General features: G+C 66.4%; 24 protein-coding genes. 11 read left to right on the top strand and 13 right to left on the bottom strand.

Annotated elements, in window-relative coordinates:
* Nucleotides 1-8: 8 nt before the first annotated feature.
* Both ypfJ and WFH23_RS00965 read right to left on the bottom strand, forming a co-directional pair.
* Nucleotides 9-899: a KPN_02809 family neutral zinc metallopeptidase gene (gene ypfJ, locus WFH23_RS00970; RefSeq protein WP_090146985.1), complete on the bottom strand. Its 891-nt coding sequence runs from the start codon at nt 897-899 to the stop codon at nt 9-11.
* A gap of 479 nt (nt 900-1,378) precedes the next feature.
* Nucleotides 1,379-1,618 (bottom strand): helix-turn-helix transcriptional regulator, encoded by a 240-nt coding sequence (locus WFH23_RS00965; protein ID WP_336661299.1) that lies wholly within the window; start codon nt 1,616-1,618, stop codon nt 1,379-1,381.
* 183 nt (nt 1,619-1,801) lie between these two features.
* Here WFH23_RS00965 and WFH23_RS00960 point away from each other — a divergent pair, with 183 nt between their 5' ends.
* Nucleotides 1,802-2,038, top strand: coding sequence for a hypothetical protein (locus WFH23_RS00960; RefSeq protein ID WP_336661297.1), 237 nt, complete (start codon nt 1,802-1,804; stop codon nt 2,036-2,038).
* Nucleotide 2,039: 1 nt separating this feature from the next.
* Entirely contained in the window at nt 2,040-2,507 is a 468-nt protein-coding gene (locus tag WFH23_RS00955) for a BLUF domain-containing protein (RefSeq protein WP_336661295.1), read from the top strand.
* Nucleotides 2,508-2,885: 378 nt separating this feature from the next.
* Here the strand turns inward: WFH23_RS00955 and WFH23_RS00950 are convergent, their stop codons facing one another.
* Both WFH23_RS00950 and WFH23_RS00945 read right to left on the bottom strand, forming a co-directional pair.
* A complete protein-coding gene (locus WFH23_RS00950) occupies nt 2,886-3,215 on the bottom strand; it encodes a DUF7882 family protein (RefSeq protein WP_336661293.1) in 330 nt (109 codons plus the stop codon).
* A 94-nt stretch (nt 3,216-3,309) separates the two neighbouring features.
* Nucleotides 3,310-3,654, bottom strand: a complete 345-nt coding sequence (locus WFH23_RS00945) for a DUF7882 family protein (RefSeq protein WP_336661292.1) — start codon at nt 3,652-3,654, stop codon at nt 3,310-3,312.
* Nucleotides 3,655-3,917: 263 nt separating this feature from the next.
* Between WFH23_RS00945 and WFH23_RS00940 the strand changes: the two genes are divergently transcribed.
* The 3 genes from WFH23_RS00940 (at nt 3,918) to WFH23_RS00930 (ending at nt 5,655) form a co-directional block, all read left to right on the top strand.
* Nucleotides 3,918-4,550: a tyrosine-type recombinase/integrase gene (locus WFH23_RS00940; RefSeq protein ID WP_336661660.1), complete on the top strand. Its 633-nt coding sequence runs from the start codon at nt 3,918-3,920 to the stop codon at nt 4,548-4,550.
* A 249-nt stretch (nt 4,551-4,799) separates the two neighbouring features.
* Entirely contained in the window at nt 4,800-5,003 is a 204-nt protein-coding gene (locus tag WFH23_RS00935) for a hypothetical protein (protein WP_141653202.1), read from the top strand.
* A 4-nt stretch (nt 5,004-5,007) separates the two neighbouring features.
* Nucleotides 5,008-5,655, top strand: coding sequence for a hypothetical protein (locus WFH23_RS00930; protein ID WP_336661291.1), 648 nt, complete (start codon nt 5,008-5,010; stop codon nt 5,653-5,655).
* Here the strand turns inward: WFH23_RS00930 and WFH23_RS00925 are convergent.
* The 5 genes from WFH23_RS00925 to WFH23_RS00905 form a co-directional block, all read right to left on the bottom strand.
* The gene (locus WFH23_RS00925) at nt 5,652-6,569 is read right to left on the bottom strand and encodes a glutaminase (RefSeq protein WP_200329907.1); all 918 of its coding nucleotides are present in this window, start codon (nt 6,567-6,569) and stop codon (nt 5,652-5,654) included. The genes WFH23_RS00930 and WFH23_RS00925 overlap by 4 nt on opposite strands.
* A gap of 9 nt (nt 6,570-6,578) precedes the next feature.
* Nucleotides 6,579-7,556, bottom strand: coding sequence for a prolyl aminopeptidase (pip, locus tag WFH23_RS00920; protein WP_336661290.1), 978 nt, complete (start codon nt 7,554-7,556; stop codon nt 6,579-6,581).
* A 77-nt stretch (nt 7,557-7,633) separates the two neighbouring features.
* Nucleotides 7,634-9,724, bottom strand: coding sequence for an acyl-CoA dehydrogenase family protein (locus WFH23_RS00915; protein ID WP_336661288.1), 2,091 nt, complete (start codon nt 9,722-9,724; stop codon nt 7,634-7,636).
* A gap of 243 nt (nt 9,725-9,967) precedes the next feature.
* Nucleotides 9,968-11,314 (bottom strand): DEAD/DEAH box helicase, encoded by a 1,347-nt coding sequence (locus WFH23_RS00910; protein WP_336661287.1) that lies wholly within the window; start codon nt 11,312-11,314, stop codon nt 9,968-9,970.
* 116 nt (nt 11,315-11,430) lie between these two features.
* On the bottom strand, nt 11,431-15,558 hold the full coding sequence (locus WFH23_RS00905; protein ID WP_336661286.1) for an efflux RND transporter permease subunit: 4,128 nt from the start codon (nt 15,556-15,558) through the stop codon (nt 11,431-11,433).
* An 83-nt stretch (nt 15,559-15,641) separates the two neighbouring features.
* Between WFH23_RS00905 and WFH23_RS00900 the strand changes: the two genes are divergently transcribed.
* On the top strand, nt 15,642-16,946 hold the full coding sequence (locus tag WFH23_RS00900) for a DUF445 domain-containing protein (protein WP_090146964.1): 1,305 nt from the start codon (nt 15,642-15,644) through the stop codon (nt 16,944-16,946).
* Between the two features lie 73 nt (nt 16,947-17,019).
* Here the strand turns inward: WFH23_RS00900 and WFH23_RS00895 are convergent, their stop codons facing one another.
* Nucleotides 17,020-17,649: a hypothetical protein gene (locus tag WFH23_RS00895; protein WP_336661285.1), complete on the bottom strand. Its 630-nt coding sequence runs from the start codon at nt 17,647-17,649 to the stop codon at nt 17,020-17,022.
* 129 nt (nt 17,650-17,778) lie between these two features.
* Between WFH23_RS00895 and WFH23_RS00890 the strand changes: the two genes are divergently transcribed.
* Nucleotides 17,779-17,976: a DUF3073 domain-containing protein gene (locus WFH23_RS00890; RefSeq protein ID WP_090146959.1), complete on the top strand. Its 198-nt coding sequence runs from the start codon at nt 17,779-17,781 to the stop codon at nt 17,974-17,976.
* A gap of 85 nt (nt 17,977-18,061) precedes the next feature.
* Here WFH23_RS00890 and WFH23_RS00885 read toward each other — a convergent pair whose 3' ends face one another.
* From WFH23_RS00885 to WFH23_RS00875, 3 genes are all read right to left on the bottom strand, one after another.
* A complete protein-coding gene (locus WFH23_RS00885; protein ID WP_234037098.1) occupies nt 18,062-18,808 on the bottom strand; it encodes a phosphoglyceromutase in 747 nt (248 codons plus the stop codon).
* Nucleotides 18,809-18,851: 43 nt separating this feature from the next.
* Complete coding sequence (gene ygfZ, locus WFH23_RS00880; RefSeq protein WP_336661284.1) at nt 18,852-19,988, bottom strand: CAF17-like 4Fe-4S cluster assembly/insertion protein YgfZ; 1,137 nt, start codon at nt 19,986-19,988, stop codon at nt 18,852-18,854.
* A gap of 183 nt (nt 19,989-20,171) precedes the next feature.
* Nucleotides 20,172-20,468 (bottom strand): hypothetical protein, encoded by a 297-nt coding sequence (locus tag WFH23_RS00875; protein WP_090146952.1) that lies wholly within the window; start codon nt 20,466-20,468, stop codon nt 20,172-20,174.
* Between the two features lie 121 nt (nt 20,469-20,589).
* On the opposite strand from WFH23_RS00875, the gene WFH23_RS00870 reads away from it, so the two are divergent.
* The 4 genes from WFH23_RS00870 to WFH23_RS00855 are packed head-to-tail and all read left to right on the top strand — an operon-like array spanning nt 20,590 to nt 25,263.
* Nucleotides 20,590-21,261, top strand: a complete 672-nt coding sequence (locus WFH23_RS00870; RefSeq protein ID WP_090146950.1) for a winged helix-turn-helix domain-containing protein — start codon at nt 20,590-20,592, stop codon at nt 21,259-21,261.
* Nucleotides 21,258-22,187, top strand: a complete 930-nt coding sequence (gene mshD, locus WFH23_RS00865; RefSeq protein ID WP_336661283.1) for a mycothiol synthase — start codon at nt 21,258-21,260, stop codon at nt 22,185-22,187. The genes WFH23_RS00870 and mshD overlap by 4 nt, the downstream gene beginning before the upstream one ends.
* Nucleotides 22,184-24,313 carry an RNA degradosome polyphosphate kinase gene (locus WFH23_RS00860; protein WP_090146946.1) on the top strand — a complete coding sequence of 710 codons (2,130 nt, stop codon included), beginning with the start codon at nt 22,184-22,186 and terminating at the stop codon, nt 24,311-24,313. Before mshD ends, WFH23_RS00860 begins: the two co-directional genes overlap by 4 nt.
* Nucleotides 24,310-25,263, top strand: coding sequence for an NUDIX hydrolase (locus tag WFH23_RS00855; RefSeq protein WP_336661282.1), 954 nt, complete (start codon nt 24,310-24,312; stop codon nt 25,261-25,263). The genes WFH23_RS00860 and WFH23_RS00855 overlap by 4 nt, the downstream gene beginning before the upstream one ends.
* The last annotated feature ends 130 nt before the right edge of the window (nt 25,264-25,393 follow it).

The following is a 25,393-nucleotide window of genomic DNA, read 5'->3' as shown; positions in this document are numbered from 1 at the left end:
GGCGTTCGCTACAGGTCAGCCGCGCTGACGTCGAAGGTGCCGCAGGCCGTCGGCCCCTGCTCGTAACCCGTCATGAACCAGCGCTGCCGCTGCTCCGAGGTGCCGTGGCTGAACCGCTCGGGGTTCACCTCGACGCCTGCGGCCTCCATGATGTGGTCGTCCCCCACCGCAGCGGCGGCGCTCATCGCGTCGTCGATCTGCTGCTGCGTCACCGGCTTGAGGTAGGTGACGCCCTGATCATCGGTGACGGTCGACGCGGCCTGCACCCAGGCCCCCGCGAAGCAATCGGCCTGCAGTTCGAGGCGCACCGAACCAGACGTTGGGCCCGTCTCGCGGCCGGCGCCCTGCAGCGAACCGATGAGGTTCGAGACGTGGTGCCCCCACTCATGCGCCAGCACGTACATCTGCGCGAGCGACCCCTCTGACGCTCCGTATTCGTTCGAGAGGGTGTCGAAGAAGGCGACGTCGATGTAGATGGTCTCGTCCGCCGGGCAGTAGAAGGGGCCCGTCGATGCTGAGGCGGCCCCGCACTCGGATTGCGTCTGCCCGTCGAACAGGATCACCGGTCCTGGCGACCGATAGTTGCCGACCTCATTCGCCCAGTAGCGATCGAGAGAGTCCGCCGTGGCATTCATGCGGCACTCGTCATCGGAATTCGCGTCGACGCCGCTCTTGCAGGCGTCGAGCACGGCTTCCGACTGCTCGGAGGTGGTGCCGGCTCCGATCGCCTGCTGCACCGCCGGGGCGAACGGCGTGAGATCGAACCCGAGCAGCTGCGAGCCGAGCGCGAGCAGGAGCGCGATGCCGATGCCGCCACCTGCCACCATGCCACCGGTGCGCGCACCGCTGCGCTTTCTCACCTTGCTGTTGTCGATGCGCACGTTGTCGTTGAACGTCAAGGCTGCTCCTGTGCATGTTCGGGATTGATAGTGAGCGTTGAAAATACGCGTAAGTTCCAATAGCGCGTGATAGCTGATGATAGTGAGAAATTGGAACTTTTGCGGACTCCTTGCGGACTGGGGGTCGCGTTTCAAACGCCCCCCTTTCATCCCGCGTTTCAAACGCGACATGTCTCGCATGCCGTTTTGCCAACCACCGCGTGGAGTGGCTGGGATGAGCCTCCTACCGGTGGGCTCCGTGTTTCGCCTGGAACGCTCGCACCATCACCTCGAGCTCATCAACAGAAGGCCCGCCCGGCTTCCACGCGACCTCAGCAGCTTCACGCGGGTCCGAGTTCATGATGCGAACCACAGCCTTCCCCAAAGCACGCGCTGCGGTACGCCTGCAAGATTCATATGTTTCGGTCATAACACCCTCCTTCAACCAAGCGGGCGGCGATTCACCACACCGTTAAAGGGGGCGCAATAGCCGCGCCCCCTTACGGCCGCACGTCGATTCGTGATGCTTCGATGATCGCGTCGATCTCGTCACGCTTATAGAGCGGCGTGCGGGAACCCTGGAAGCGGTAGAACGGGAATCTGCGTTTCTCCGCGCGGAGATTCGCCAGCCTCCCCTTACTGAGCCCGGTAAGTGCGGAAAGCTCGTCGGGTGTCATCCATTCAGTCATCCGTCCAGTATCGAAGATCTGAATTTGCCTCCCGACGACGTCGAGCATCATGAAGGGAGAAAGTTGTGTAATCAACTTGGCCAAGAGCCTGTATACCTAGTCCATTTCTGTGTCAAAGAATGTACATTCGCATAGGTCGTGCAGCGCCGATAGCATCTTCGGGCGGTTATAACGTTCTACGTTTACGCGGCACCAGTTCGGTGCTGCTCTCTAGAGCCGTAGGAAGGCTCAGATATGAGCATCACCCTTCCGCCCCGGGCAGGAGCCACGTGGGCGAAAGTCGAGGACGGATTCTACGTCGGCAGTCGCGACGGCGCGTTCCTCGGTTACATCGATGAAGAATCAAACGGCCGGTACGTCGCGAGCAACATGTACTCCCACACCATCGGAGAATACGACGCGCTCGAAGACGCAATACAGGCGATCGATGAGGAATACAACGCACGTGAAGAACCACAGGAGGGGAACTGAGATGGAGACATCGTCCCACCCCGAAGCTTTGAAGTTCCTCGTGTACACCAGTGAAGCCATCACACGGTTCTACGAGGATGATCTTGAGCAACTCCTCGTCCTCGCACGGCAGCATAACCATTCAGCCGGAATCTCAGGGATCTTGCTCTATAAGAGCAACCGTTTTATCCAATTCCTTGAAGGCCCTCCTGCCGCTGTCGACGCTCTAATCGACCGTATCTCTCGCGATCCTCGCCATACGAACGTCCGCGTGGTTCTCGAAGAGCTGACGCTCGAGCGTCAGTTCGACGATTGGAGCATGGGATACCAGGTATCGAAGGACAATAGTGAGCAGCTCCCGGAAGGGTTTCGGGACTCGTTCGCCGACATCGAGGCAGCACCAGATGCCTTCACGACGGGACGTGCTGCGAAAGAACTCGCGCTGTGGTTCAAAGTGAAATCCGCCCGAACTGCGCAGGCGGCCGCTTAACCACGCTTCGGCCCGTCTCTTCTTCGTCGCGAGTCCTGCACTGACTGAAATCTCGTGCGATGCTGACGACAAGTCTCTCGCGCTTCGCGTTCTGTTTGCACAGTTCTTAAGTGATGTGCCAAAATTTTGTGAGCCACCCTGGCGCCCCCTGTTACCCCCAGTTTCATGACGTTAGGTTGGCTCTCGTGCCTGACGGACCCGGCCAAGCGTCGCGAATTCTAGACAGCTCGATCCTTGAAGGTCAACCCGTTTATGAACGGGGTCCATTGTTCGATACTGGAAACGTCGTTCTGCTTCACCGTGTACCCCATACCTTTGACGGGGAACGACGAAACCGCCCCTCCCGAGACTTCCGGAAGGGGCGGTTTTTAAGTTGCTTCACATCATGTCGGGGTTGCTCTTCACGAAGCGCTCGGCTTCTTCCTCGGAGATCGCGACGAGTCCCCGCGGGGTATGAGAGAGCGAGTTCAACGCCCGCACCCATACTTTGCTGAGTTCGGCTTCGCGACTTCCCGAAAAGTGGAAGCCCACGGTCCCGAAAGGAGACATCCAGACAGACATGCGCCCATCACCTTGATCGTGCGGCTTCTGCCAGCTCAGGAAGAAGCTCTCCTGCTTTTTGAGCTTCTGTCCGATCACGAACTTCAGATGCGCAAGTAAGCGGTCTTCGAACTCATATTGCCTTTCACCGTGTATTAAGTTCCCCATGTCCGAAGTCTGACATTCTAAACAAACTGCGGTAGGGGTTGCTTTCCGACCGAAAGTTTGCGAGCGAAATTGCGTGCCGCTCGCTGCCTTCGAATTACATGTCGCCTGGATACAGAGTTTTGTCCGGCGTATCCGCGATCGCCAACGAGCCGTCCTCTTCAGTGACTACCAGGCCGGTGCTCGCGTTCGCCGATTCGCCCAAACGTTCCAACCATTCCTTGTTGACGTCGGGCATGACATGCTCCATGAATGTGAAGGTGAGTGGTATCTGTGGTGAGAGCCAGATCGATGTACGCCCATCACCGCTGCTCTGGCCCGCCTTCCAGGACATCAAAAAACTCTCTTCGCGCATCAGCTTCTGCACGATGACGATCTGCATATGTGTCAGCAAATCGTCGTTGAAGTGCGTGGTGATTCCGTCGTAGCGAATAGAGCCCATGGTGGTCGTCCTTCCGTTGACGTTGTTCGACCACTCGGGTGCGAGTAAGTCAGACCTCCAGGAAAGCACGCCCGCCGCTCATCGGCACAGACCTTGACAGTTGGCGGAACTGCCCGGAAACGACGAAAAGCCCCCTGTGGCATCCCGAAGGACACCACAGAGGGCAGAGACTGGACCGAAGAGGACAGGAGGAAGGTGGCAGGGGAACCCGGTTTATCCGATGAGCACCGACAAGACCTTTGGGGCGTAGTACCTCTTCTTGTATGCCGTGTCATCTAGCACGTCAAGAATTCCCAGGTCCGCACTTCCGCGCATTTGTCTCACTGTGCGCGTTTGCCGGTCTTCGGCTCGGAGAGGCAGCCGCATTGCGACTCTCTGACATCGACTTTTTGCGGCGACAGATCACGGTGTCACGACAGATGCGCCCGGGCGCTGCGAAAGGCAGCTACGAGGTCGCGGCACCAAAGTACGGCTCAGAGCGAATTGTGTATGCCGCCGACGAGCTCCTTGAGCTGATGAATACTCATCTCGGCGAAATCGGCACTTTCGGAGAACTTGGATACCTCTTCCCCGGCAAACCTGGCGAGCCGCCCACCCGCGGGCAGGTCGGCTACTGGTGGGCGAAGGCACGCACCGCGGCCAGTGTCGACGGCGTGCGCCTGCACGACCTCCGGCACTTCTATGCCTCGGGTCTCATTGCGAACGGCTGCGACGTCGTGACGGTGCAGCAGGCGCTCGGGCATGCGAAGGCGACGACGACCCTGAACACGTACAGCCACCTCTGGCCGACAGCCGAAGACAAGACCCGCGCTGCCGTCGGGGCGATCGCACGGACCGCCCTCGCTGCTGCTGCGGACTCCGTGCGGACCGCGGACTTGGAGATCACCACAGCGTAAGGGATCGCGGCCTATTCTCGACGTTGTCGTTGAACGTCAAGGCTGCTCCTGGAGATGCGAGGGACTGTTCCCGAGCGCGTTTCGCGCGAGAGTACCGATCGTGGTGTGTAGCCGATACTAGTGAGGATTCGGGCGAGCTGTATTCCCCTGGTGCAGGAGCGAGCGCCGCACCGCCTCCTCGCTTACTCGAACGGACGCGACGAAGCAAGCGGGAGCATGTGCACGCGCACTCCCCCTAACCTGGGAATCATGTCCGACAACGCACACTTCCGTCGCCTCCCTCGAGCGATACAGCAATCGGTGACCTCGGGGCTCGATGCTGAAATCGAGGAGAGCTTTCGGCGCATCGACCGCGCGAAGCACGACCCTTCGGTTTCGGAGGCGGATGTACGAGCGATGGAGAACGACATCGTGACCGCCGGTGAGCTGCGCCGACGTCTGACCGGCGAGTAGTGCGATGAGAGCGCAACAGGCGATGAGTCTCGCAGCCGCATCGGTGCTGATGCTGGGTCTTGCATCGTGCGCGCCCGAGAGCGGCGCCTCAGACGAGCGCACCGCGTCGCCCTCGTCGTCTCGCGAGTCGGAACCGTCGCAGAAGCCGAGTTCGGAGCCCGCGCCGACGGAGGAGCCCGCGCCTGAGACCGAGCCGGCTCCCGTCGTGATTCCGGAATGCGAGCAGCTCGTTCCCATCGATGTGGTGCATGAGAGGCTCGGACCGGCGTTCGTCTTCACGCCGGATTCGGGGCCGTTCCGCGACATGCTGCTTGGAGCAGTCGGCCCGTCGGCGCAGGAAGCGATCTCGCGGGCCGAGCAGACGTCGTTCTGCTCGTGGGGCATCCCGCAGTCCGATGGCCTGAATCTGCTGATGGTCGCCGAACTGCCTGCTGATGCCCGAGATGCGTTCCTGGCGGAACTCCGCGCCTCCGAGTTCGTCGAGACCGAAACTGCAGGATCGCCCACGTTCGTATGGGAAGATGAGCCGGGTCTCTCGCAACGATTCCTCTGGTACGGGTTCACCGGTGACCTGCTGGTCATCTCGGTCGGCGCAAGCGCCGACGGCGGGGTCGGCGTGCCCGCGCTCGCGTCGCTCCAGGCCGCGACCTAGAAGATCGACCAGCCGGTGCGCGACGTGAGCTCGTCGAGCGCCGCCATCCCGATGAGCGAGTTGCCGGAGGAGTCGAGGCCTGGGCCCCACACGCAGATCGAGCACACATCGGGAACGATGGCGAGAATGCCGCCGCCGACGCCCGATTTCCCGGGAAGGCCGACGCGATAGGCGAACTCGCCTGCAGCGTCGTAGAACCCCGAGGTGAGCATGACGGCGTTCACGCGCTTCGTCTGGTTCCCGCTGAGCAGGTGACGGCCATCGGCGCTCTCGCCGCGTCGAGCGAGGAACGCCCCAGCCGCAGCGAGGTCCGTGCAGCTCATCGCGATCGAGCACTGACGCACGTACCGGTCGAGCACCGCGTCCACATCGTTGATCAGGTTGCCGAAGCTCCGCAGCAGGTGCGAGATCGAGGAGTTGCGATCGGCGTGCGCGAGTTCGGACGCGGCCGTGAGCGCGTCGATCGAGATGTCGGGGTTGCCCGATTCCGTGCGCACGAAATCGAGCACGGGATCCTCCGCGTCCGGCGTCAGTGACAGCAGGTGATCGGCGACGACGAGAGCGCCCGCGTTCATGAAGGGGTTGCGCGGAATACCGCGCTTGTACTCGAGCTGCGCCAACGAGTTGAATGCCGCGCCGGAGGGCTCGCGGTCCACCCGCTGCCAGATCTCGTCGCCGTCTCCCGCCATCACCAGCGCGAGCGAGAAGACCTTCGAGATGCTCTGGATGGAGAACTCGACGTCGGCATCGCCCGACGAGACCTGGGTGCCATCGGTCATCATCACGGAGATGCCGAAGTGATCGGGGTTCACCGCGGCGAGACGGGGGATGTAGTCAGCGACGCTGCCCGAGCCGATGAGTGGTCGGACGGCCTCGTGCACATCCTCGACGAGTTCTTGGAGATCGATCGTCATCGGCGTCACTCAGGCCGTGGCGAAGCGATCGGTGGCGCGCACGAGCGCGTCGACGATGCCCGGCTCGCTCGCGGCATGACCCGCATCGGGAATCATCTCGAACCGCGCTTCGGGCCACGCGCGGTGGAGATCCCAGGCCGTCTCCGGCGGGGTGCACGCGTCGTAGCGGCCCTGCACGATCACACCCGGGATGCCCGCGAGCCTCGCTGCGGCGTCTCGGATCAGCTGCCCCTCATCGAGCCACCCGGCGTTCGAGAAGTAGTGGTTCTCGATCCGCGCGAAGGCGACGGCACTGGCCGCGTCCTCGCGCACCTTCGCGATGCCCGCGAGGTCGGGGATGAGCCGGATGGTCGAGTTCTCCCACACGGTCCAGGCGAGGCCGGCCGGCACGTGCACCGCAGGGTCCTCATCGAACAGGCGCCGGTGGTATGCCGCAACCAGATCACTGCGCTCCGCCTCAGGGATCACCGAGAGGTACTCCTCCCACACGTCGGGGAAGAGATGCGACGCGCCGTCCTGGTAGAACCAACGGATTTCGCTCGTCCGCAGCGTGAAGATGCCGCGCAGCACGAGTTCGGTCACCCGCTCCGCGTGGGTCTGGGCGTAGGCGAGCGCGAGCGTCGAGCCCCAGGATCCGCCGAATACCTGCCACTGCTCGATGTCGAGCGACTCCCGCAGCCGTTCGATGTCGGCGACGAGATGCCAGGTGGTGTTCGATGAGAGATCGGCGTCGGGCGCGCTCGCGTGCGGCACGCTGCGGCCGCACCCGCGCTGGTCGAACAGCACGATCCGATAGCGTTCCGGATCGAAGAACCGGCGATGATCCGGAGCGCACCCTCCGCCGGGCCCTCCGTGCAGGAAGACGACCGGCTTGCCATCCGGATTCCCGCAGGTCTCCCAGTACACGGAGTGCCCGTCCCCGACATCGAGCATGCCGTGAGCGTAGGGCTCGATGGTCGGGTACAGTTCGCGCAGCGATTCGGTCATACCCCCACCCTAACGAGCAACGGTCGCGCTCGAAGTCGCATCCGGCACCCCGGCTCCAGTGGACTCCGGCGCCTCGGTCAGCTGGCTTTCGCCTGCCGGCTCTCGCGCTCGGCGGCCTGCCGCTGCTTCCGCAGCTCCTTCTCGTGCACCGGCCACGTCCCGGCGGCGCGCTGCGCCTCGACGTATTCGTGCGCCTCCTGCTGCCGCTCCGCTTCGATCCCCGTCGCGATCTCCGCGCGCAGCAGTTCGGGGGTGAGGCCGAACGGCTCGACGAGGTCGAGCGCATGCGGGCGCAGTCGACTGATGAGCCGATCCACGTAGGCCGTGACGGATTCTGCGCGGTGGGGAGAGATACGCCCGGCCGTGAGGTACCAGGCGGCGTTGCGCTCGATGATCCCGAGACCGAACAGATCTCGCAGCCATGTCAGCACCTGTCGAGATCCCGCGTCGGCGATCTTCTCGAGCGCGTCGGTGAAGGCCTCCCACTGCAGCAGCTCACCGTGGGCACGCGCCGCCTCGATGAGCTTGTACTGCTGCGCGTTGAAGGCGTTCTCGCTGGCGACGGCTCGGGCTCGACCATCTTCCTTCGGAATGCCCTTCGTCGCGTCGCGCAGAGCGAGCGCGATGTCGCCGACCATCGTCTGCACCCGATCAGCGAGCAGCTCTCGCTGCGCTTCCGGCGAGCGCATGCTCTCGATCGAGCGGGCGATCTGCCCGAAATCCGCGATGCTCTGTCCGACTCGGCGCAGCCCGAACCGGCTCACGCGATCACCGATCTGATTCACGGCAGCGCGGGTGAGCGTCGCACGGTCGGCATTCTTGAACTGGGCGGCGTAGTCGCTGAGCAATCGCTTGCCGACCAGTTGCAGCAGCACGTTGTTGTCGCCCTCGAATGTCACGTAGATGTCGAGATCGGCGCGGAGGCCGACGATGCGGTTCTTCGCGATGAAGCCGGCGCCGCCGCAAGCCTCGCGCGCCTCTTGCAGTGTGTCGAGTGCGGCCCAGGTCGACAGCGGCTTGAACGCAGCCGCGAGCGTCTCGAGGTCCTCGCGATTCTCATCCGTGTCTTTCGCTCCTGAGAAGACCTCGTCGAAGACGGTCAGGAGGCGCTCGTCAGCGAACTGCATCGCGTACGTCTGCGCGAGGCGAGGAATCAGGCGCCGTTGGTGCAGACCGTAGTCGAGCAGCACCGTCTCACGCCCGGAGGCGCCGGGGAACTGCCGTCGCTCGCTGCCGTAGCGGATGGCGATGCCGAGAGCCGCCTGCATCGCGCGCACGGCCGACCCGTCGAGCGAGACGCGGCCCTGCACGAGCGTGCCGATCATCGTGAAGAAGCGACGCCCCGGACTCTCGATCTCGGACGAGTAGGTGCCGTCCGGCGCGACATCGCCGTACCGGTTGAGGAGGTTCTCGCGCGGCACGCGCACGTGGGTGAAGTGCAGGCGGCCGTTGTCGATCCCGTTCAGCCCGCCCTTGACCCCGTCGTCCTCGCTGCCGACGCCGGGCAGCATCTCCCCGTCGGGGGTGCGGATCGGCACGTAGAACGCGTGCACGCCGTGATTCACCCCGCGGGTGATGAGCTGGGCGAAGACCACCGCTGCCCGTCCGTGCAGCGCCGCGTTGCCGAGGTAGTCCTTCCACGCACCCGCGAACGGCGTGTGGATCTCGAACTCCTCCGTCGTGGCATCGTAGGTCGCGGTCGTGCCGATCGAAGCGACATCGGATCCGTGGCCGATCTCGGTCATCGCGAACGCGCCAGGGGTCTGCAGATTGATGACGTCGGGGAGCCACTGCTCGTGATGCTTGGCGGTGCCGAGATGCAGGATCGCAGCGCCGAAGAGCCCCCATTGCACGCCGCTCTTGATCTGCAGCGAAGGATCCGCGAGCACGAGCTCCTGGAATGCAGCGATGTTGCCCCCGTGGTTATCGCTCCCGCCGACGGCGGTGGGGAACGCGCGCTGGATGGCTCCGGCCTCGACGAGAATGCTCAGCTGCTCGAGGGCTCGCTCACGATGGTCGTCCATCGACTGCCCGGGAACGGTGTGCAGCCTCGGATCGGCTGCGAGCTTGCGCGACTCCAGTCGCTCCGTCTTCCATTTGCCGAGCAGCGCGTCGCTCACGGCTGCGGTGTCGATTCGGGGGTGGGACGACGAGCTGCGTTCGGCCATCGGAACTCCTTCGAGATGACAGGCGGGACGGCCCTGCTTGGCGAGCCCCGTTGATGCTGTCAGCCTAAAGTCGACCTCTGAGACTGCCAAGCGGAGCGGGTCGCACACACAAACTGAGACGGGCCACGGCCCCGCCACCCTTGTGCACACCCTCCAAACTCGACGGAACTCAGCTGGCGGTATCGTCAATCGCCGATGAGCGCAGTCCGGCGTGATGCAGGGCAGCGCGACGCGAACGAGCGGTCAGCGCGGGAACCGCTTTCCGAATCCCGGCTCCACCTCTCCGAAGAACGACGCCCCGACATCCACCTCGTCGAGCATCTCTCTCGTGCGCGCCTGGCGCGTCGGGGGAATCACGAGCACGACACTCCCCGTCTTGCCCGCGCGCGCGGTGCGACCCGCACGGTGCAGATAGACTTTCGCGTCCTCTGGCGGATCGGCCTGCACCACGAGATCGACGTCGTCGACGTGGAGCCCTCTCGCGGCGACATCGGTGGCGACGAGCACGGACGCCTTGCCCGACGTGAACTTCGCGAGGTTGAGCTCTCGGCGCGCTTGGCTCAGGTTGCCGTGGAGCGCGGTCACCTTGAGCCCGGCCGTGGAGAGCATCTCAGCGACCTGCTCTGCGTACGCACGAGTGCGGCAGAAGACGATGGTGCGACCGGGCGCCGACGCGAGTTCGGTGATGACCTCGTCCTTGTGCGCCCGTCGCACCACGAACACCCGGTGCTCCACCGGCATCGCCGCCGCCTCCTCGGCTTCATGGACGGCGGGATCGTCGAGGAACTCGGCGACGAGCGCCGACACCGAGGCGTCGAGGGTCGCCGAGAACAGCAGCCGCTGACCGCCGCGAGCCGTCTGACGCAGAACGCGCTGCACGGGCTCCAGGAAGCCGAGGTCGCACATGTGGTCCGCCTCATCGATGACCGAGACGAGCACCTCCCGCAGGTCGAGACGCCGGCGGGTGACGAGATCCTCCACCCGACCCGGGGTTCCGATCACGATGTCGACGCCGCGCTGCAGCGCGTGGATCTGCGGGTCCACCGGCACGCCGCCGACGAGCTGAGCGGTGTAGAAGCCGACGGAACGCGCGAGCGGCTGCACCGTGCGATCGATCTGGAGCGCGAGCTCGCGCGTCGGGGCGAGGATCAGCGCCTTCGGCTTTCTGGTGGCGAGACGCGTGTCGCGCACGCCGCGCTGCTTCTTCGCCGCGGACGGCTTCGGGTCCGACGCGAAGGCGCCCTGAGCTTTCAGCCGCAGAAGACGCTCGACCAGTGCAGCGCCGAAGGCGATCGTCTTGCCCGACCCGGTTCGGGCACGGCCGAGCACGTCACGACCGTCGATCGCGTCGGGAATCGTCGCCGCCTGAATGGGAAACGGCTGATCCGCCCCGAGCTCGCCGAGGACCCGGACGAGATTGCCGCCGAGCCCGAGATCACCGAAGGCGAGACCGGCCACATCGGCTGCTGTGGTGCGTCGAGCGTCAAGACGTTGCGCCGGAACCGCACGCCTGGGCTGAGCGGGCGACGACGCTGCGCGCTCCTTCGTCGGCGCGGGCGCGTCCTTCTCGGCTCGCTTGGTGCGCTCCACGGGTGCGACTCCAGGCTCGGTCCGGCGTCCACGATGCCCGCCGGCTCCCTTCGGTTTCCGGTTGGGATCGTAGTTGGCAGGCGGCTTGAAGCCGCCGCGTCGCTTCTGCGCCATGGTTAGCGGGTCTCCCCCGGGTCGGTGCGCGGGCGGGGATCCCGACCGTCGGTCTCGGTGGCGTCAATGGCGGGCTCCGCTTCGTCGACCTCCTGCGTCGCCTGCCACATGAGCTGCTCCCAGTCGAGCTCTCCCGTGATCGGGGGCGCCGGTTCGCTCGGCTCCACATCCGTCTCGATCTCCGCCTCCGCCTCGACCTCGTCGTCGGAGCCTGTCGCTACGTCCGAAACGGGTGACGCGTCGGTGAGGCTCTCGACCGCCGGATCGCGAGCGGCGTCGGCCGCGAAGAGCCGGCTCACGGGGGGAACGACGGGCGCGGGCGGCGAGGAGGACGCGTGATCCGCCCCGTCGACCGCTCCGAGATCGGTCAGCGGGTTGTCATCCCCGGTGAAGCCGAGTCGATCCAGATCGAGCGACATCTGCTGCGTGGACGGCCCCATCGGCTCGTTCACGGTCGCCGGCTCGATGGTGACCGGAGGGTCTTCGGAATCCGACGGGGTCTCCTCAGAGAGATCCGCGGTGCGTCCCGCTGCATGTTCGGCAGCGGGCACTGCCTCGGGCAGGAGTCCCGGCGACTCTGCGATTCCGTGGGCGGGGGTCTCATCTGGCACGACCAGCGCCTGCTCCGGGTACGCGGTGTCGCTGTCGCGCGATACCGCGGGAACCGGCTCGGGCGGGGCGATGACGGGATCGATGCCCGGCCCCGATGTCGCGTCGTCGTCGGCGGCAGGCTCGACGTCGAGGGCGTCTTCGACGCGACCCTCACCGTGGTCGGCATGCGACGTGTGTGCGGCAACGCCTCCGGTCGCCGCGCCCGCACCGGTCACCGCAGCCGCACCGGCCGCCGCACCGGCACCGGCCGCTCCACCCGCACCAGCGAGCGCCGCAGCCGGAACGGGGCCGAGCGCCGGGCCTCGACGGCGATTCGACGGGCCGCCGCGACGGGGCCCGCGCTCGCGGCGGCGTTCCACGAGGTAGTAGAGCGTCGGGAGCACGACGAGCGTCAACACGGTCGAGGAGAGCAGACCGCCGATCACCACGACCGCGAGCGGCTGGGAGATGAAGCCGCCCTTTCCGGTGATACCGAGCGCCATCGGGGTGAGCGCGAGGATCGTGGCGAGCGCGGTCATCACGATCGGGCGGAGTCGCTGCAGGGATCCGTGCAGCACGGCATCGCGGAGGGCGTCTCCGCGCATTCGATACTGATTCACGAGGTCGATGAGCACGATCGCGTTCGTCACGACGATGCCGATGAGCATGAGCACACCGATCAGCGACGCGACGCCCAGCGGGATGCCGGTGACGATGAGCAGCAGGATGGCCCCCGTCGCAGCGAAGGGTACGGAGATCAGGAGCAGCAGCGGTTGCAGCAGGCTGCGGAAGGTCGCGACCATCACCACGTACACGATGAGGATGGCGGCCAGCAGCGCGAGTCCGAGCTGCTGGAAGGCATCGGCCTGCTGCGAGAGCACGCCTCCGACGCTCGCGCTCGCACCCGCGGGAAGTTCGAGGGTCTCGAGCGCGGCCGTGACCTCGGCGCTCGCCGTGCCGAGGTCGTCGCCCTTCGGCAACGCCGATACTGTGACGGATCGCACGCCGTCCTCCGTGCGCACGGTCACCGGCCCGTCCGCGACCTCCACGAGGGCGAGGCTGCTCAGCGGCTGCGGGCCGGCCGCGGTCTGGATCGTGAGCGCGGCGACGCCTGCCGGGTCCGTCGGCGCCACAGCGTTGGCGAGGTACACCGAAACGGTGTCGGCGTCCATCGTGATCGTACCGATCTGAGCGGGCTGCATCTGCTGCGCGACCTGGCCGGCGACGCCCGCCTCGGTGAGGCCGGCCTGCGCCGCGAGCGTGCGGTCGACCGCGATGCGGAGGAACTCGCGCGATGCACCCAGATCGCTCTCGACCTGCTGCAGACTGCTCTCGTCCTGCAGTGCGGCGACGACTGCGTCACTCGCTTCGGCCAGGGTCTCCTGATCCGGGGCCGTGACGTCGACCTCGATCGCACTGGACGAGGTCACGCCTCCTCCTGACTGCCCCAGCGAGAACTCCCCGGCGCCCTCGAGCTGGTCCACGGCGGCGCGGATGTCGTCTTGCACGCGAGCCTGATCGGCGTCCGGGTCAGTCGTGATCGCGTAGTTCACGGCGCCATCGCCGCCGCCGCCGCCGAACAGCGCTCCGGCTCCGCCTGCGCTGCCGATCGTCACCTGCACGCTCTCGATCGCGGAGACCTCGTTCAACGCCTGCTCGACGTCCTCCGCCTGCGCGAGCTGCGCCTCGAGACTGGTGCCTGGCGCGAGGTTCTGCACGAGACCGACCGAGTTCTGCTCGTCGGATCCGAGGAAGCTCGTCTTCATGAACGGGCTCGCGGCGATCGTCCCGGCGAACACGACGACCGCGATGAGCAGCGTGATCGCCGGGCGACGCAGGGTCCACTCGATGATGGGTCGGTACCGGCGCTGCAGCGCCGTCGGGTGCGCATCGATCTCCGCACCGGAGCTGCGCGGCTGCTCGTCGGCGACGGCGCCCGCGCCGGTGTCGACGCCGCTCCCGGCGGTGACGAACCCGCGTCGACGCCGCGACGGGCCCGTGCGCAGGAACCAGTAGGCGAGCACCGGCACGATCGTGAGCGACACGAGCAACGACGCGACCAGAGCGATCGTCACCGTGAATGCGAACGGCCGGAAGAGCTCACCCACCATTCCCGCGACGAAGGCCATCGGCAGGAAGACGGCGACGGTCGTCACGGTCGACGCCGTGATCGCTCCAGCCACCTCTCGCACGGCGCCGATGATCACCGCCGACCGCTCCCCTCCATCGGCGAGGTGGCGCTTGATGTTCTCGATCACGACGATCGAATCGTCGACGACGCGACCGATCGAGATCGTCAAGGCGCCCAGCGTGAGCAGGTTGAGCGTGTAATCGGCGAAGTTCAGGCCGACGAAGGTGAGCAGCACCGAGGTCGGAATCGAGATCGCCGTCACGAGCGTCGCTCGGATCGACATCAGGAAGACGAGGATCACGAGCACCGCGAAGACGAGCCCCAGCAGGCCTTCTGTGGTGAGCGTCTCGATCGACTGCTCGACGTACGGCGCCTGATCGAAGATCACGGTCAGCTTCGCGCCGCCGAGCTGATCCTGCAGCTCATCGAGCTTCTCCTGCACGGCGTGCGAGACGTCCACCGTATTCGCCGCAGAGGTCTTCGTGACGCCGATCGTCAGCGCCGGCGCGCCGTCCACTCGCGAGATGCTCTGCTCCGGCCCGGGCTCGAGACGGACGTCGGCGACCGCGCCGATCGTCACCGGCGCGGCGGGCGCCGCTGCCTCGCCGTCGAGCTGACCGGGGGATTGCGGAGCCTGCTGCTGCGCAGCCAGCTGCTCGGCGCCCAGCGCGATGGGGAGCGCGGCGATCTCATCGGCCGATTCGAGCTCGGTGCCCGCTTGCACGGCGAGGGTTCGATCCCCCTCAGTCACCGATCCTGCAGCGATCAGCACGCCGCTCTGCTGCAGCGTGTCGGTGATGGACTGCGGGCTCAGACCCTGTGCCGCGAGGGCTTCGAGATTCGGCTGGATCGTGACCCGCTCGGGTCGTGCGCCGCTCAGCTGCGCGTCGCGAACGCCGTCGAGGTCTGAGAGGTCGGGGATCGCGGTGCGCTCGACCAGTGCCGCGGTCGACTGCAGGTCCTCCCCTTCGGCGGGAGTCACCGCGATCTGGATCACGGGGAAGTCATCGATGGTGCCGGAGAGCACTTGCGTGTCCGCGGCTTCCGGGAGCACCTGGGAGATGCGGCTGATCGCCCGCTCGACCTTCTGCTCCGTGGAGGCGAGATCGACGCCATAGGTGAATTCTGCGAGCACCGTCGACGTTCCCGTGCTCGACGTCGCCGAAGAGGTCTCGAGCTGCGGCACTCCGCGCAAGGCGGTCTCGATCGGCATCGAGACGTCGTTGTTGACGACCTCAGGAGAAGCGCCCGGGTAGCTCGTCACCACCGCGATGGTCGGGAACTGCACCGACGGCATGAGTTCTTGCTTGAGCGATCCGGCTCCGATCACCCCGAACACGGCTGCGACGATCGTGACGAGCGCGATCAGCGCGCGGTTCTTGAGGCTCAGCGCCGTAAGGAGGTGCATGGGCTTGATTATCCCATGCAGCACCCGCTCCCGATGCGGCACCGGTGTGGCCTCTCCCGCGCCGGAGGGGAGATAATACTGGAATGCCGCAGCCCCGCACCCGCCGAACGCTCGGTGCCGTATCCCCCGTCGACTTCCAGCGCCTCGCCGAATTGAGACGCATGCAGGCCATCGCCGTCGGCCTGCTCATCGCGATGGCGGTGCTCTTCGTGGTCTCATTCATCTTGCAGTCGCGCTTCCCCGGTTGGGGCTTCGTCCGCGCCGCGAGCGAAGGAGGAATGGTCGGCGCCCTTGCCGATTGGTTCGCCGTCACCGCACTGTTCCGGCATCCGCTCGGGATCAAGATCCCGCACACCAATCTCATCTCGCAGAAGAAGGACGACATCGGCGAGGGGCTCGGCTCCTTCGTCGAGGAGAACTTCCTCGCCGAGGACGTCGTGCACGACAAGCTCTCCCAGATCAGCGGAGCGCGGCGGGCCGGTGAATGGCTCGTGGAACGTCAGAACGCCGAGCGGGTGAGCGCCATGGTGGCGACTGCGAGCCTCGGCGCGCTCGCGGTGCTCGATGACGACGATGTGCAGGAGCTTCTCGAGGTGCTCGTGCGTCGCCACGTCATCGATCCCGAATGGAGCCCGCTGCTCGGGCGAGCGGCGGAATCGTTCGTCGCCGGGGGCCACCACGAGGCGCTGCTCGACATCGCCGCCGAGCGCCTCGAAGGGTGGCTCGTGGAGCATCCGGACGCGTTCGACCGCGTCGTGTCGTCGCGGCTGCCGTCGTGGATGCCGGGCATCGTCGACCGGTTCGTCGACCACCGTCTGCACACCGAGGCCGTTCGCTTCGTGCAGAGCGTCGCCGTCGAGCGCGATCATCCCTTCCGCATCGCCATGAGCAAGTTCCTGTCCGACCTCGCGGGAGACCTGCAGTCGCAGGAGCGCTTGCAGGGGCAGCTCGAAGCGTTCAAGCACGGTGTCTTCGACAGCCCGCGCATCAGGGCGCTCGCGCAGAGCACGTGGCAGACCGCTCGCGCCGCCATCGTCGAGATGCTCGAAGACGCCGAGAGCGATCTCCGCACTCGCATGGTGCGCGCTGCGCAGGATTTCGGGCTCAAGCTGCAGGAGGATGCGACGCTGCAGTACAAAATCGACGTCTGGGTGATGGAAGTCGTCGAGCGTCTCGTGCGCACGTACCGGCACGACCTCGCCAACGTCATCTCAGAGACCGTGCAGCGGTGGGATGCACGGGAGGCGGCGGAGAAGATCGAGCTCCAGGTCGGCAAGGATCTGCAGTTCATCCGCATCAACGGCACCGTGGTCGGCTCGCTCGCCGGCCTCGCCATCTACGCGATGGCGACCCTCGTGATCGCGCCCCTGGCCGGCATCTCCCACTAGCCGCCGGCCGGATCGCGGACGCGACGCACGCGCCCCCGCACGCCCGGTCTCCCCGGCAGCGGGAGGGATCGCCTCACTCGTAGGCGATCGGGAGCAGGAGGTCCTGCACGCGATCCGCGGCGGCAGTGTGGTCGGCGCGCGTCGCGATCGCACATCGCGTCTCCCGGCAGTCGAGGCCTTCTCCCGACGCTTCGGGCATGGTGAGCGTCACCGAGAAGTCGCCCGCGGTTGCATCCGCGTACCGGTGCGTCGCGAAATTGCGCCAGGCCCAGTCGTTCGTCACCCATGCGCTCGTCAGCTGGGAGTCGTCCACGTCACCGGTCTCGGCGCCCTCCGGTATCCCTCCGAGGCAGGGTCCTGGTTTCTCACCGGTCACCTCGGGAATCGCGCAGACCGCGACGTATATGCCGATACCGGCATCGAAGCCGGAGCCCTCGATCCGGATCGCTTCATCCGGCTTCACCGCGTCGAGCTTCGCCGGCCCGTTCTCGTCGAAGGCGCTCAGAGTTCTCACTCGCCCATCCGCGCCACGCGCGGACGTCTCGGGCACAATGTCCGCGGGAATCTCCTGACCGGAGCCCCCTGCACTGCGATGGAGCAGGATGGGCGCGGTCACGGCGACGACTGCGACCAGCACGAGAGCGGCCACGATCAGGAGCGCGACGAGCACGATTCTGGAGGGGCGGACGCGCGTCGAAGACATGTCCACATGCTAACGCGCTGCATTCGTCGCGCAGGTTCATCATGCTAGAATCTGCACCATACGTCTATGAACTGGTATCTGCCTCGGGGATCACATCTCGCGGGGCCCGACTGTGTAAGGGGGTCACGCATGGGGCGCGGCCGTCAGAAGGCAAAGCACACCAAGGTCGCCAGGGAGCTGAAGTATTTCAGCCCCGACACGAACTACTCTGCGCTGCAACAGGAACTCTCAGCGGCTGAGGCTGCAGAGGCGTCTCGAGTGCGAGAGGAAGACCCTTGGGCGGAATATGCCAGTAAGTACAACGCGGACGATGACGACGAGGATTGATTCTCGGTTCGCACAGCGCGCTTCGGCTTGACGAGTAAGGGCCCCTCCGACAGGAGGGGCCCTTACTCGTAGCTTGAGTGGGTGATCAGGCGCCCTTGCCCTGCGCGGCGACGGCTGCCGCTCCGGCTGCAGCGGCTTCCGGGTCGAGGTAGCGTCCCGCGCCGTTCGGCGTCCCATCCGCGTTGATGTCGTAGACGAGCGGCATACCCGTCGGGATGTTCACCCCGGCGATGTCGGTGTCCGAGATCCCGTCGAGGTGCTTCACGAGTGCGCGGAGTGAATTGCCGTGCGCGGTGACGAGCACCGTCTTGCCGGCGTTCAGGTCGGGCAGAATGCTCTGCTCCCAGTAGGGCAGCATGCGATCGATCACGTCGGCGAGGCACTCGGTCCTCGGTCGCTCACCGTCGATGTCGGCATAGCGCGGATCGTCGGCCTGCGACCACTCGCTCGCGTCGTCGAGCGCGGGGGGCGGGGTGTCGAACGAACGCCGCCACTCCATGAACTGCTCCTCGCCGTACTTCTCCAGCGTCTCAGCCTTGTCGAGGCCCTGCAGGGCGCCGTAATGCCGCTCGTTGAGACGCCACGAACGACGAACCGGGACCCAGAGCCGATCGGCGCTGTCGAGTGCGAGGTGAGCGGTCTGAATCGCGCGGCTCAGCAGCGAGGTGTGCAGCACATCGGGGAGCAGACCTGCCTCGGCGAGCAGCTCGCCTCCGCGCTTCGCCTCGGCGCGCCCCTGGTCGGTGAGCCGCACATCGACCCAGCCGGTGAACAGGTTCTTCTGGTTCCACTCGCTCTGCCCGTGACGGAGCAGGATCAACGTATTCGTCATGCTCACCAGTCTATGGGGAGACCACCGCTCCCCGCCGCGCGGCTCATAGACGTTTCAACCGCGGCACCGAGCGTGCAGCGCCGGCGCTCGACGGAACGATGACCTCCTGCGTTGCGGCGATCGGGTCGCCCGGCGCGGCCTGCGGGTCGGCGCCCTCCGGGCCGCCGCGGACTTCGAGTGCGACGTCTTCGGCGACGGATCGCTTGAGCAGTGCGAGAGCGATGCCGCCCCACTCGTGGTGCAGCGCGGCGCGCGTGACGCGGCCGACCGGCCGTGCCCCCGGCTCGTTGGCCGAACCCGGCCCGGCGAACACGAGCGCTCCGGCCACCGGCAGCTCACCGCCGGTGCCGTCGAGGTGGAGCAGCGCGAGACGACGGGGCGGATGCCCCAGGTTGTGCACTTTCGCCACGGTCTCCTGACCGCGGTAGCAGCCCTTCGTGAGGTGGACGGCGGTGCGCAACCAATCGAGCTCGTGCGGAATCGTGCGTTCATCGACGTCTCCCGCCTGCGAGGGTCGCCACGCTCGCACCTCGAGCGCATCGAGTGCGAGCACGCCCGCTGCGCGCACGGCACCGCGGGTCACGAGGTCGACCACGGATGCGAGGCGTTCTCGTTCGAAGACGAAGTGGGTGGCCGACCAGTGCGCACCCGCGTGCTCCGCATCGTCCCGGGCGTACTGCACGCCTCCGCGTGCGACCGCGGACCAGGGGTCTCGCCACTCGACCGCAGGTCCGAGGCCGTGCAGGGCGTCGCGTGCGTCGCCCTCGAAGGCGAGCACCGTCGCGTACTTCTCGCTGCGGTCCTCCACCTCGACGCGCAATGCGAAGCGCATTCGCGTGAGGAACGCGGCAAGGGGGGCCGCTGAGCCGGCGTCGACCAGCAGCCACGTCCGCTCACCGTCATCGACGACGCGCACGGCGCGCTCGATTCGCCCGTTCGGGTCGAGCAGAAGCGTCTCGGTGCTCTCGCCCGGTCGGAGCGCGAGCAGATGCTGACTCGTCATGGAGTGCAGCCAATTCAGTCGATCCGCCCCCGATACGACGACGATGCCGTGATGCGAGAGGTCGACGATTGCGCCTCCCGCTTCCAGCGCTCGCTGCTCGAGCAGCGGCTCGCCGTAGTGCGACGCCACGCCCTCGTCCGATGCAACGCGCCCCGGCAGCTCGGAGAACGGCGTCACGTCGACTCCGCGCCCCTCGGCGTCACTCTCGAGAACGCTCAGCGCTGTCCCTTGAAGAGCTTGTAGATGACCGTGCCCGACACCCAGGCGATCGCGAGTGAGGCCAGGCCGAGCAGGCCGAGGTAGAAGAGTTCGAGCGCGAGAAGCATGACGACAGTCTACATCGCCTGTGCGACTTCTCGGTTAGAGGACGAGTCCGACCACGTCGATGATCGCGATGATGACCACCGAACCCGCCACGCTGAACGAGACACGCGTGATGAACCCTTCGCGCTGCGCGGTGCCGAGCTGCAGTGCGAACGTCACGAGCGCGGAGACTCCCACCGCGAGCACGAGCCACGAGAAGCGTTCTTCTGGCGCGGTGAGCAGGGTGACGAGCGTGCCCATGACGGCCGCCGCCGCCCACGCGAGGATCAGCCGCGGTACGTGCCAGGAGTGCGCATCGGGCATCTCCGCGGTCTCGGGGGGCATCTCGGTCATTGCGCCATTCTTCCACACGCCGCGAAACAGCCCGGCGAGCTCGAAACACTCGCGAAACGGGGGCGAAACAGGCCGCACAGTACTATTTGGTGCAGGCCACGAGACGAGGAAGGACGGGTAGATGCAACTCCTCTGCCTCTCAGATCGCGATCCGGCTGATTCACTCCCCGGGCTCGACCTCCTCCCGCACGATGTGCGCACCTCGCCGCTCTCCCTCCGAGTTCCGGAGACCATGGCGGATCGATTCGATGCCGTGCTCATCGACGGCACGCTCGACGCCCGCCGTGCACGCAGCGCGTGCCTCAGCATGGTCGATGGGAGCGAGACGCCGCGCGTGGTCATCCTCCCCGAGGTGGCGCTCACGGCGCTGACCCCGGATTGGGGCGTGCAGGAGCTGCTCCTGCCGACCGCGAGCCCCGTCGAGATCGAGCTCCGGCTGCGACTGCTCGAGCGCCCCAGGGCTGCCGCGCAGCCGGCCGCCGTGCACGCCGCCGGAGTCGTCATCGACGAATCGAACTTCACCGCTCGGCTCTTCGGCCGTCCGCTCGACCTCACCTACAAGGAGTTCGAGTTGCTGCACTTCCTCGCGGGCAACCCGGGTCGCGTGTTCACGCGCGAGCAGCTGCTGAGCGAGGTGTGGGGCACCGACTACTTCGGCGGCACGCGCACCGTCGACGTGCACGTGCGACGTCTCCGTGCGAAGCTGGGCGAACACGAGGGTCTGATCAGTACGGTGCGCGGGGTCGGCTACGGCTTCGCACGGGCCCGTATCGAGGAGGAAGAGACGGAGTGACGCATCTCGAGTCGTACGCCGCAACCCGCCCGTCCGACTTCGAGCTCGCCCGGCGCATCATCGCCGCGGCGCATCAGCACGATGGAGCGTCGCCCGTCTCCGATCAGGCGCTGCTCGCCGCGGCGCAGGGCGAGCGATCACTGCTCCTGTTCCGGGGCGATGCGAACGCGGATCCCGTGGCCGTCGGCGTCGTCGGCCAGGGCGAGGTCGATCTCGTCGTGCTCCCGGAGGCGCGTGGGAACGGAGTCGGCACTGCGGCCCTCGCCGAACTGCTGCATCGCGTCGACGCCGAGGCGCTCGCGTGGGCGCACGGCGAGAATCCGGCGGCCGAGGCCCTCCTGCGCCGCGCCGGCTTCACCCCGGTGCGCTCGCTCTATCGCATGGCCCTCGATCCCGCACTGCTCCCGCAGCCCGGTTCGGACGCGGTCGCACTCGACATACCAGACGGGTTCGAGCTGCGCCCATTCGACCCCGAGCGACCCGACGACGCCGGCAGGTGGGTGCGGGCGAACGCCGCAGCCTTCGCGACGCACCCCGAGCAGGGGCGCGTCACCGAATCGGACTTCGCCTTGATGCGGGCCGAAGAGTGGTTCGACCCGGAAGATCTGCTGCTCCTCATCGACGGCACCGGCGAGGCCGCGGGATCGACGTGGATCAAGACGCTCCGTGATCCCGAGGTCGAGACGGAGCTCTACGCCGTCGGAGTGCGCCCGGAGTTCGCCGGGCAGGGACTCGGGGGCCTGCTCCTCGACGCGACACTCGCTCGCATGGCGCAGCACCGGCCGCAGCGGGTCTCGCTGTACGTCGACGGCGACAACGATCGCGCCGTGCGCATGTACGAACGCGCGGGGTTCACCATCGATTCACGCAGTCGCCAGTGGAGAACGGCCTCACCGGCCTCCCCTGGTGCCACAATGGATCCATGAACGACGAACCGCGCGACCCCTCCGATGTCCGGGTCGAACTCCCAGCAGACCGGTACATCGACCGCGAGCTGAGCTGGCTCGACTTCAACCAGCGCGTGCTCGAGCTCGCAGAGGACCCGTCGACGCCGGTGCTCGAGCGGGCGAACTTCCTCGCGATCTTCGCCGCGAACCTGGACGAGTTCTTCATGGTGCGCGTCGCCGGCCTGCGACGGCGCATCATCACCGGCCTCGCGGTTCCGACGAACGTGGGACGCGCTCCGACCGACGTGCTCGCGAACATCAACCGACGCGCCTACGAGTTGCAGTTGCGGCACGCCGAGTGCTTCCGCGGTCACGTGCAGCCCGCGCTCGCCGAGTCCGGAATCAACATCGTCGACTGGGACGAGCTCGATGACGCGGATCGCGAGATCCTCACCGACTACTACGAGCAGCGGATCTACCCCGTGCTCATGCCGCTCGCCGTCGACCCGGCGCACCCATTCCCCTACATCTCCGGCCGCGCCCTCAACCTGTCGATCCGGGTGCGCAACCCGAACACCGACAAGATCGAGTTCGCGCGCCTCAAGGTGCCGCAGATGATCCCGCGCTACGTCCGCGTCGACGGTCGAGAGAGCGTCGACAACGTGCGCTTCATCCCGCTCGAAGAGCTCATCGCGAATCAGCTGGGCGGCCTCTTCCCCGGCATGGAGGTCATCGACCATCACGTCTTCCGCGTGACGCGCAATGAAGACGTCGAGATCGAAGAGGACGAGACCGAGAATCTGATTCAGGCGCTCGAGAAGGAGCTGCTGCGCCGCCGCTTCGGCCCACCCATCCGCCTGGAGATCTCGGATGACATGGATGAGGCGACGCTCGAACTGCTCGTGCGCGAATTCGACATCGACGAGCAGCAGGTCTACACCCTTCCGGCACCGCTCGATCTCAGCGGCCTGTTCGCCCTCACGCGGGTGGCGCGGCCCGACCTGAAGTTCAAGCCGCACATCCCGGTCACCCACCCCCAGTTCCGCGTCGGAGCTCCGAGCGACAAGCTCGACACGTTCGCCGCCATCGCTCGGCGCGAGGTGCTCGTGCACCACCCCTACGAGTCGTTCGCCACGAGCGTGCAGGCGTTCGTCGAACAGGCCGCGACCGATCCCGATGTGCTCGCCATCAAGCAGACGCTGTATCGCACCTCCGGCGACAGCCCCATCGTGGCGTCGCTCATCAAGGCCGCGGAAGCCGGCAAGCAGGTGCTCGCGCTCGTCGAGGTGAAGGCGCGGTTCGACGAAGAGGCGAACATCACGTGGGCACGCAAGCTCGAGCAGGCCGGGGTGCACGTCGTATACGGGCTCGTCGGATTGAAGACGCACTGCAAGCTCGTCCACGTGATCCGCGAAGAAGGCGGTCGCCTCGCGCACTACTGTCATATCGGGACCGGCAACTACAATCCGAAGACCAGTCGCATCTACGAGGACTTCGGGCTGTTCACATCGTCCCCCGAGGTGGGACGCGACGTCACGAAGCTCTTCAACGTATTGTCCGGCTACGCCATCGAGACGGACTACGACCGCCTCCTCGTCGCCCCGCTGCAGCTGCGCAGCGGACTCCTCGAACGCATCGAGCGCGAGGCGGAGCATGCACGCGCCGGCCGCCCGAGCGGCATTCGACTCAAAGGCAACTCGATGGTCGACGAGACCATCATCGACGCGCTCTACCGCGCGAGCCAGGCCGGTGTGCCGATCGACGTGTGGATGCGCGGCATCTGCTCGATCCGCGCCGAAGTGCCGGGCCTCTCCGAGACGATTCGCGTCCGGTCCGTGCTGGGCCGCTACCTCGAGCACTCGCGCATCTACTCGTTCGAGAACGGCGGAGAGCGCGAAGTGTTCATCGGCAGCGCCGACCTCATGCACCGCAACCTCGACCGTCGCATCGAGGTGCTCGTGCGCCTCGATGAGCGAGAACACCTCGAGCGCATCTCCCGCTTCTTCGACTTCGCCTTCAGCGACGACGTCTCGTCGTGGCGCATGCTGCCGGATGGCAGCTGGCATCGGAGCGTGACGAACGAGGCCGGCGAAGTGCTCCCCGATCTGCAGGATCTGGTCATGGAGGATCGCACCGAGGCGCGCCGTGCGCGGAGATCGCGGTGACGGAGGAGGTCTTCGCCGCCGGAACCGTCTGCTGGACCCGCGATGCCCGCGCTGACGGGAGCGAGCATGTGCTCGTGCTCGTCATCCACCGACCGAAACGGCGAGACATCTCGTTTCCGAAGGGCAAGCTCGAACCAGGCGAGAGCCTGCCGCCGGCCGCGGTGCGCGAGACTCGCGAGGAGACCGGGCTGAAGGTGCGGCTCGATCAGCATCTCGGCACGATCCACTACGGCCTCAGCGGCAACCGTCGGAAGACGGTGCAGTACTGGGCCGTCCAGGTCCCGAGGAAGCGTGCGCTCGAAGCCGCGTTTCAGCCGAACGGCGAGGTCGATGCGATCGAGTGGGTGCCCATCGACGAGGTGCGCGGGCGGCTCACCTATTCCGCCGATCAGGAGCTCTTCGACGTCTTCCTGAAACTGGCCGAGCACGATCACCTCGACAGCTTCTCCGTGACGCTGCTGCGCCACGGGAAAGCACTTCCGCGCGCTCAGAGCGGTGAGCCAGACCATCTCCGCCCGTTGACCGACTTCGGGAAGGCTCAAGCCGCCGCCCTGGTGCCAATCCTCGATGCATTCGGACCTCGGCGCATCTACACGTCGACGGCTGTGCGATGCGTGGAGACCGTCAGACCGTTCGCCGAGCGTCGGCGCAAACCGGCGCGGCTCACCGAAGCGATCAGCCAGGACTCGTGGGATGCGGGCGAACTCGGGGGGCTGCGCGAACTGATCGCCGCGATCGTCAGCCGCGGCAAGAACGTGCTGCTCTGCAGCCACCGACCCGTGCTGCCGGATCTCGCTCGCGAGCTCGCACTCGCCACCGGAGGTCGCATCGGCGCCTATCTGGAAGAAGCGACCACGCTGCCGACCGCCGGGTTCTCCGTGTTCCATCTGTCGCGGCGGCACCCCGAGGCGGGCATCCTCTCCGTTGAGACGTACCCGCTGAAGCACTGACCCCGAAGCCTCGGGATGGCCGGAAGGGCGCCGCGGAGCAGGTGCAGCCGTCCGCCGGCTGCGGATGCCGGCGGCGTGAGTTCACCTGTTGTTCACCCTCTGGCAGACCCCGCGTCACGCAGGATGCTTA

The sequence above is a fragment of the Leucobacter sp. USHLN154 genome (assembly GCF_037145595.1).
GTDB classification, from domain to species: Bacteria; Actinomycetota; Actinomycetes; order Actinomycetales; family Microbacteriaceae; genus Leucobacter; species Leucobacter alluvii.
This window is presented reverse-complemented; position numbering and strand designations above follow the sequence as displayed.

Coding starts and splice junctions, on each gene's coding strand:
- WFH23_RS00965 (WP_336661299.1), bottom strand. CDS start 1,618: ATGATGCTCGACGTCGTCGGGAGGCAAATTCAGATCTTCGATACTGGA.
- WFH23_RS00960 (WP_336661297.1), top strand. CDS start 1,802: ATGAGCATCACCCTTCCGCCCCGGGCAGGAGCCACGTGGGCGAAAGTC.
- WFH23_RS00955 (WP_336661295.1), top strand. CDS start 2,040: ATGGAGACATCGTCCCACCCCGAAGCTTTGAAGTTCCTCGTGTACACC.
- WFH23_RS00950 (WP_336661293.1), bottom strand. CDS start 3,215: ATGGGGAACTTAATACACGGTGAAAGGCAATATGAGTTCGAAGACCGC.
- WFH23_RS00945 (WP_336661292.1), bottom strand. CDS start 3,654: ATGGGCTCTATTCGCTACGACGGAATCACCACGCACTTCAACGACGAT.
- WFH23_RS00940 (WP_336661660.1), top strand. CDS start 3,918: ATGCCGTGTCATCTAGCACGTCAAGAATTCCCAGGTCCGCACTTCCGC.
- WFH23_RS00935 (WP_141653202.1), top strand. CDS start 4,800: ATGTCCGACAACGCACACTTCCGTCGCCTCCCTCGAGCGATACAGCAA.
- WFH23_RS00930 (WP_336661291.1), top strand. CDS start 5,008: ATGAGAGCGCAACAGGCGATGAGTCTCGCAGCCGCATCGGTGCTGATG.
- WFH23_RS00925 (WP_200329907.1), bottom strand. CDS start 6,569: ATGACGATCGATCTCCAAGAACTCGTCGAGGATGTGCACGAGGCCGTC.
- pip (WP_336661290.1), bottom strand. CDS start 7,556: ATGACCGAATCGCTGCGCGAACTGTACCCGACCATCGAGCCCTACGCT.
- WFH23_RS00915 (WP_336661288.1), bottom strand. CDS start 9,724: ATGGCCGAACGCAGCTCGTCGTCCCACCCCCGAATCGACACCGCAGCC.
- WFH23_RS00905 (WP_336661286.1), bottom strand. CDS start 15,558: ATGCACCTCCTTACGGCGCTGAGCCTCAAGAACCGCGCGCTGATCGCG.
- WFH23_RS00900 (WP_090146964.1), top strand. CDS start 15,642: ATGCCGCAGCCCCGCACCCGCCGAACGCTCGGTGCCGTATCCCCCGTC.
- WFH23_RS00895 (WP_336661285.1), bottom strand. CDS start 17,649: ATGTCTTCGACGCGCGTCCGCCCCTCCAGAATCGTGCTCGTCGCGCTC.
- WFH23_RS00890 (WP_090146959.1), top strand. CDS start 17,779: ATGGGGCGCGGCCGTCAGAAGGCAAAGCACACCAAGGTCGCCAGGGAG.
- WFH23_RS00885 (WP_234037098.1), bottom strand. CDS start 18,808: ATGACGAATACGTTGATCCTGCTCCGTCACGGGCAGAGCGAGTGGAAC.
- WFH23_RS00875 (WP_090146952.1), bottom strand. CDS start 20,468: ATGACCGAGATGCCCCCCGAGACCGCGGAGATGCCCGATGCGCACTCC.
- WFH23_RS00870 (WP_090146950.1), top strand. CDS start 20,590: ATGCAACTCCTCTGCCTCTCAGATCGCGATCCGGCTGATTCACTCCCC.
- WFH23_RS00860 (WP_090146946.1), top strand. CDS start 22,184: ATGAACGACGAACCGCGCGACCCCTCCGATGTCCGGGTCGAACTCCCA.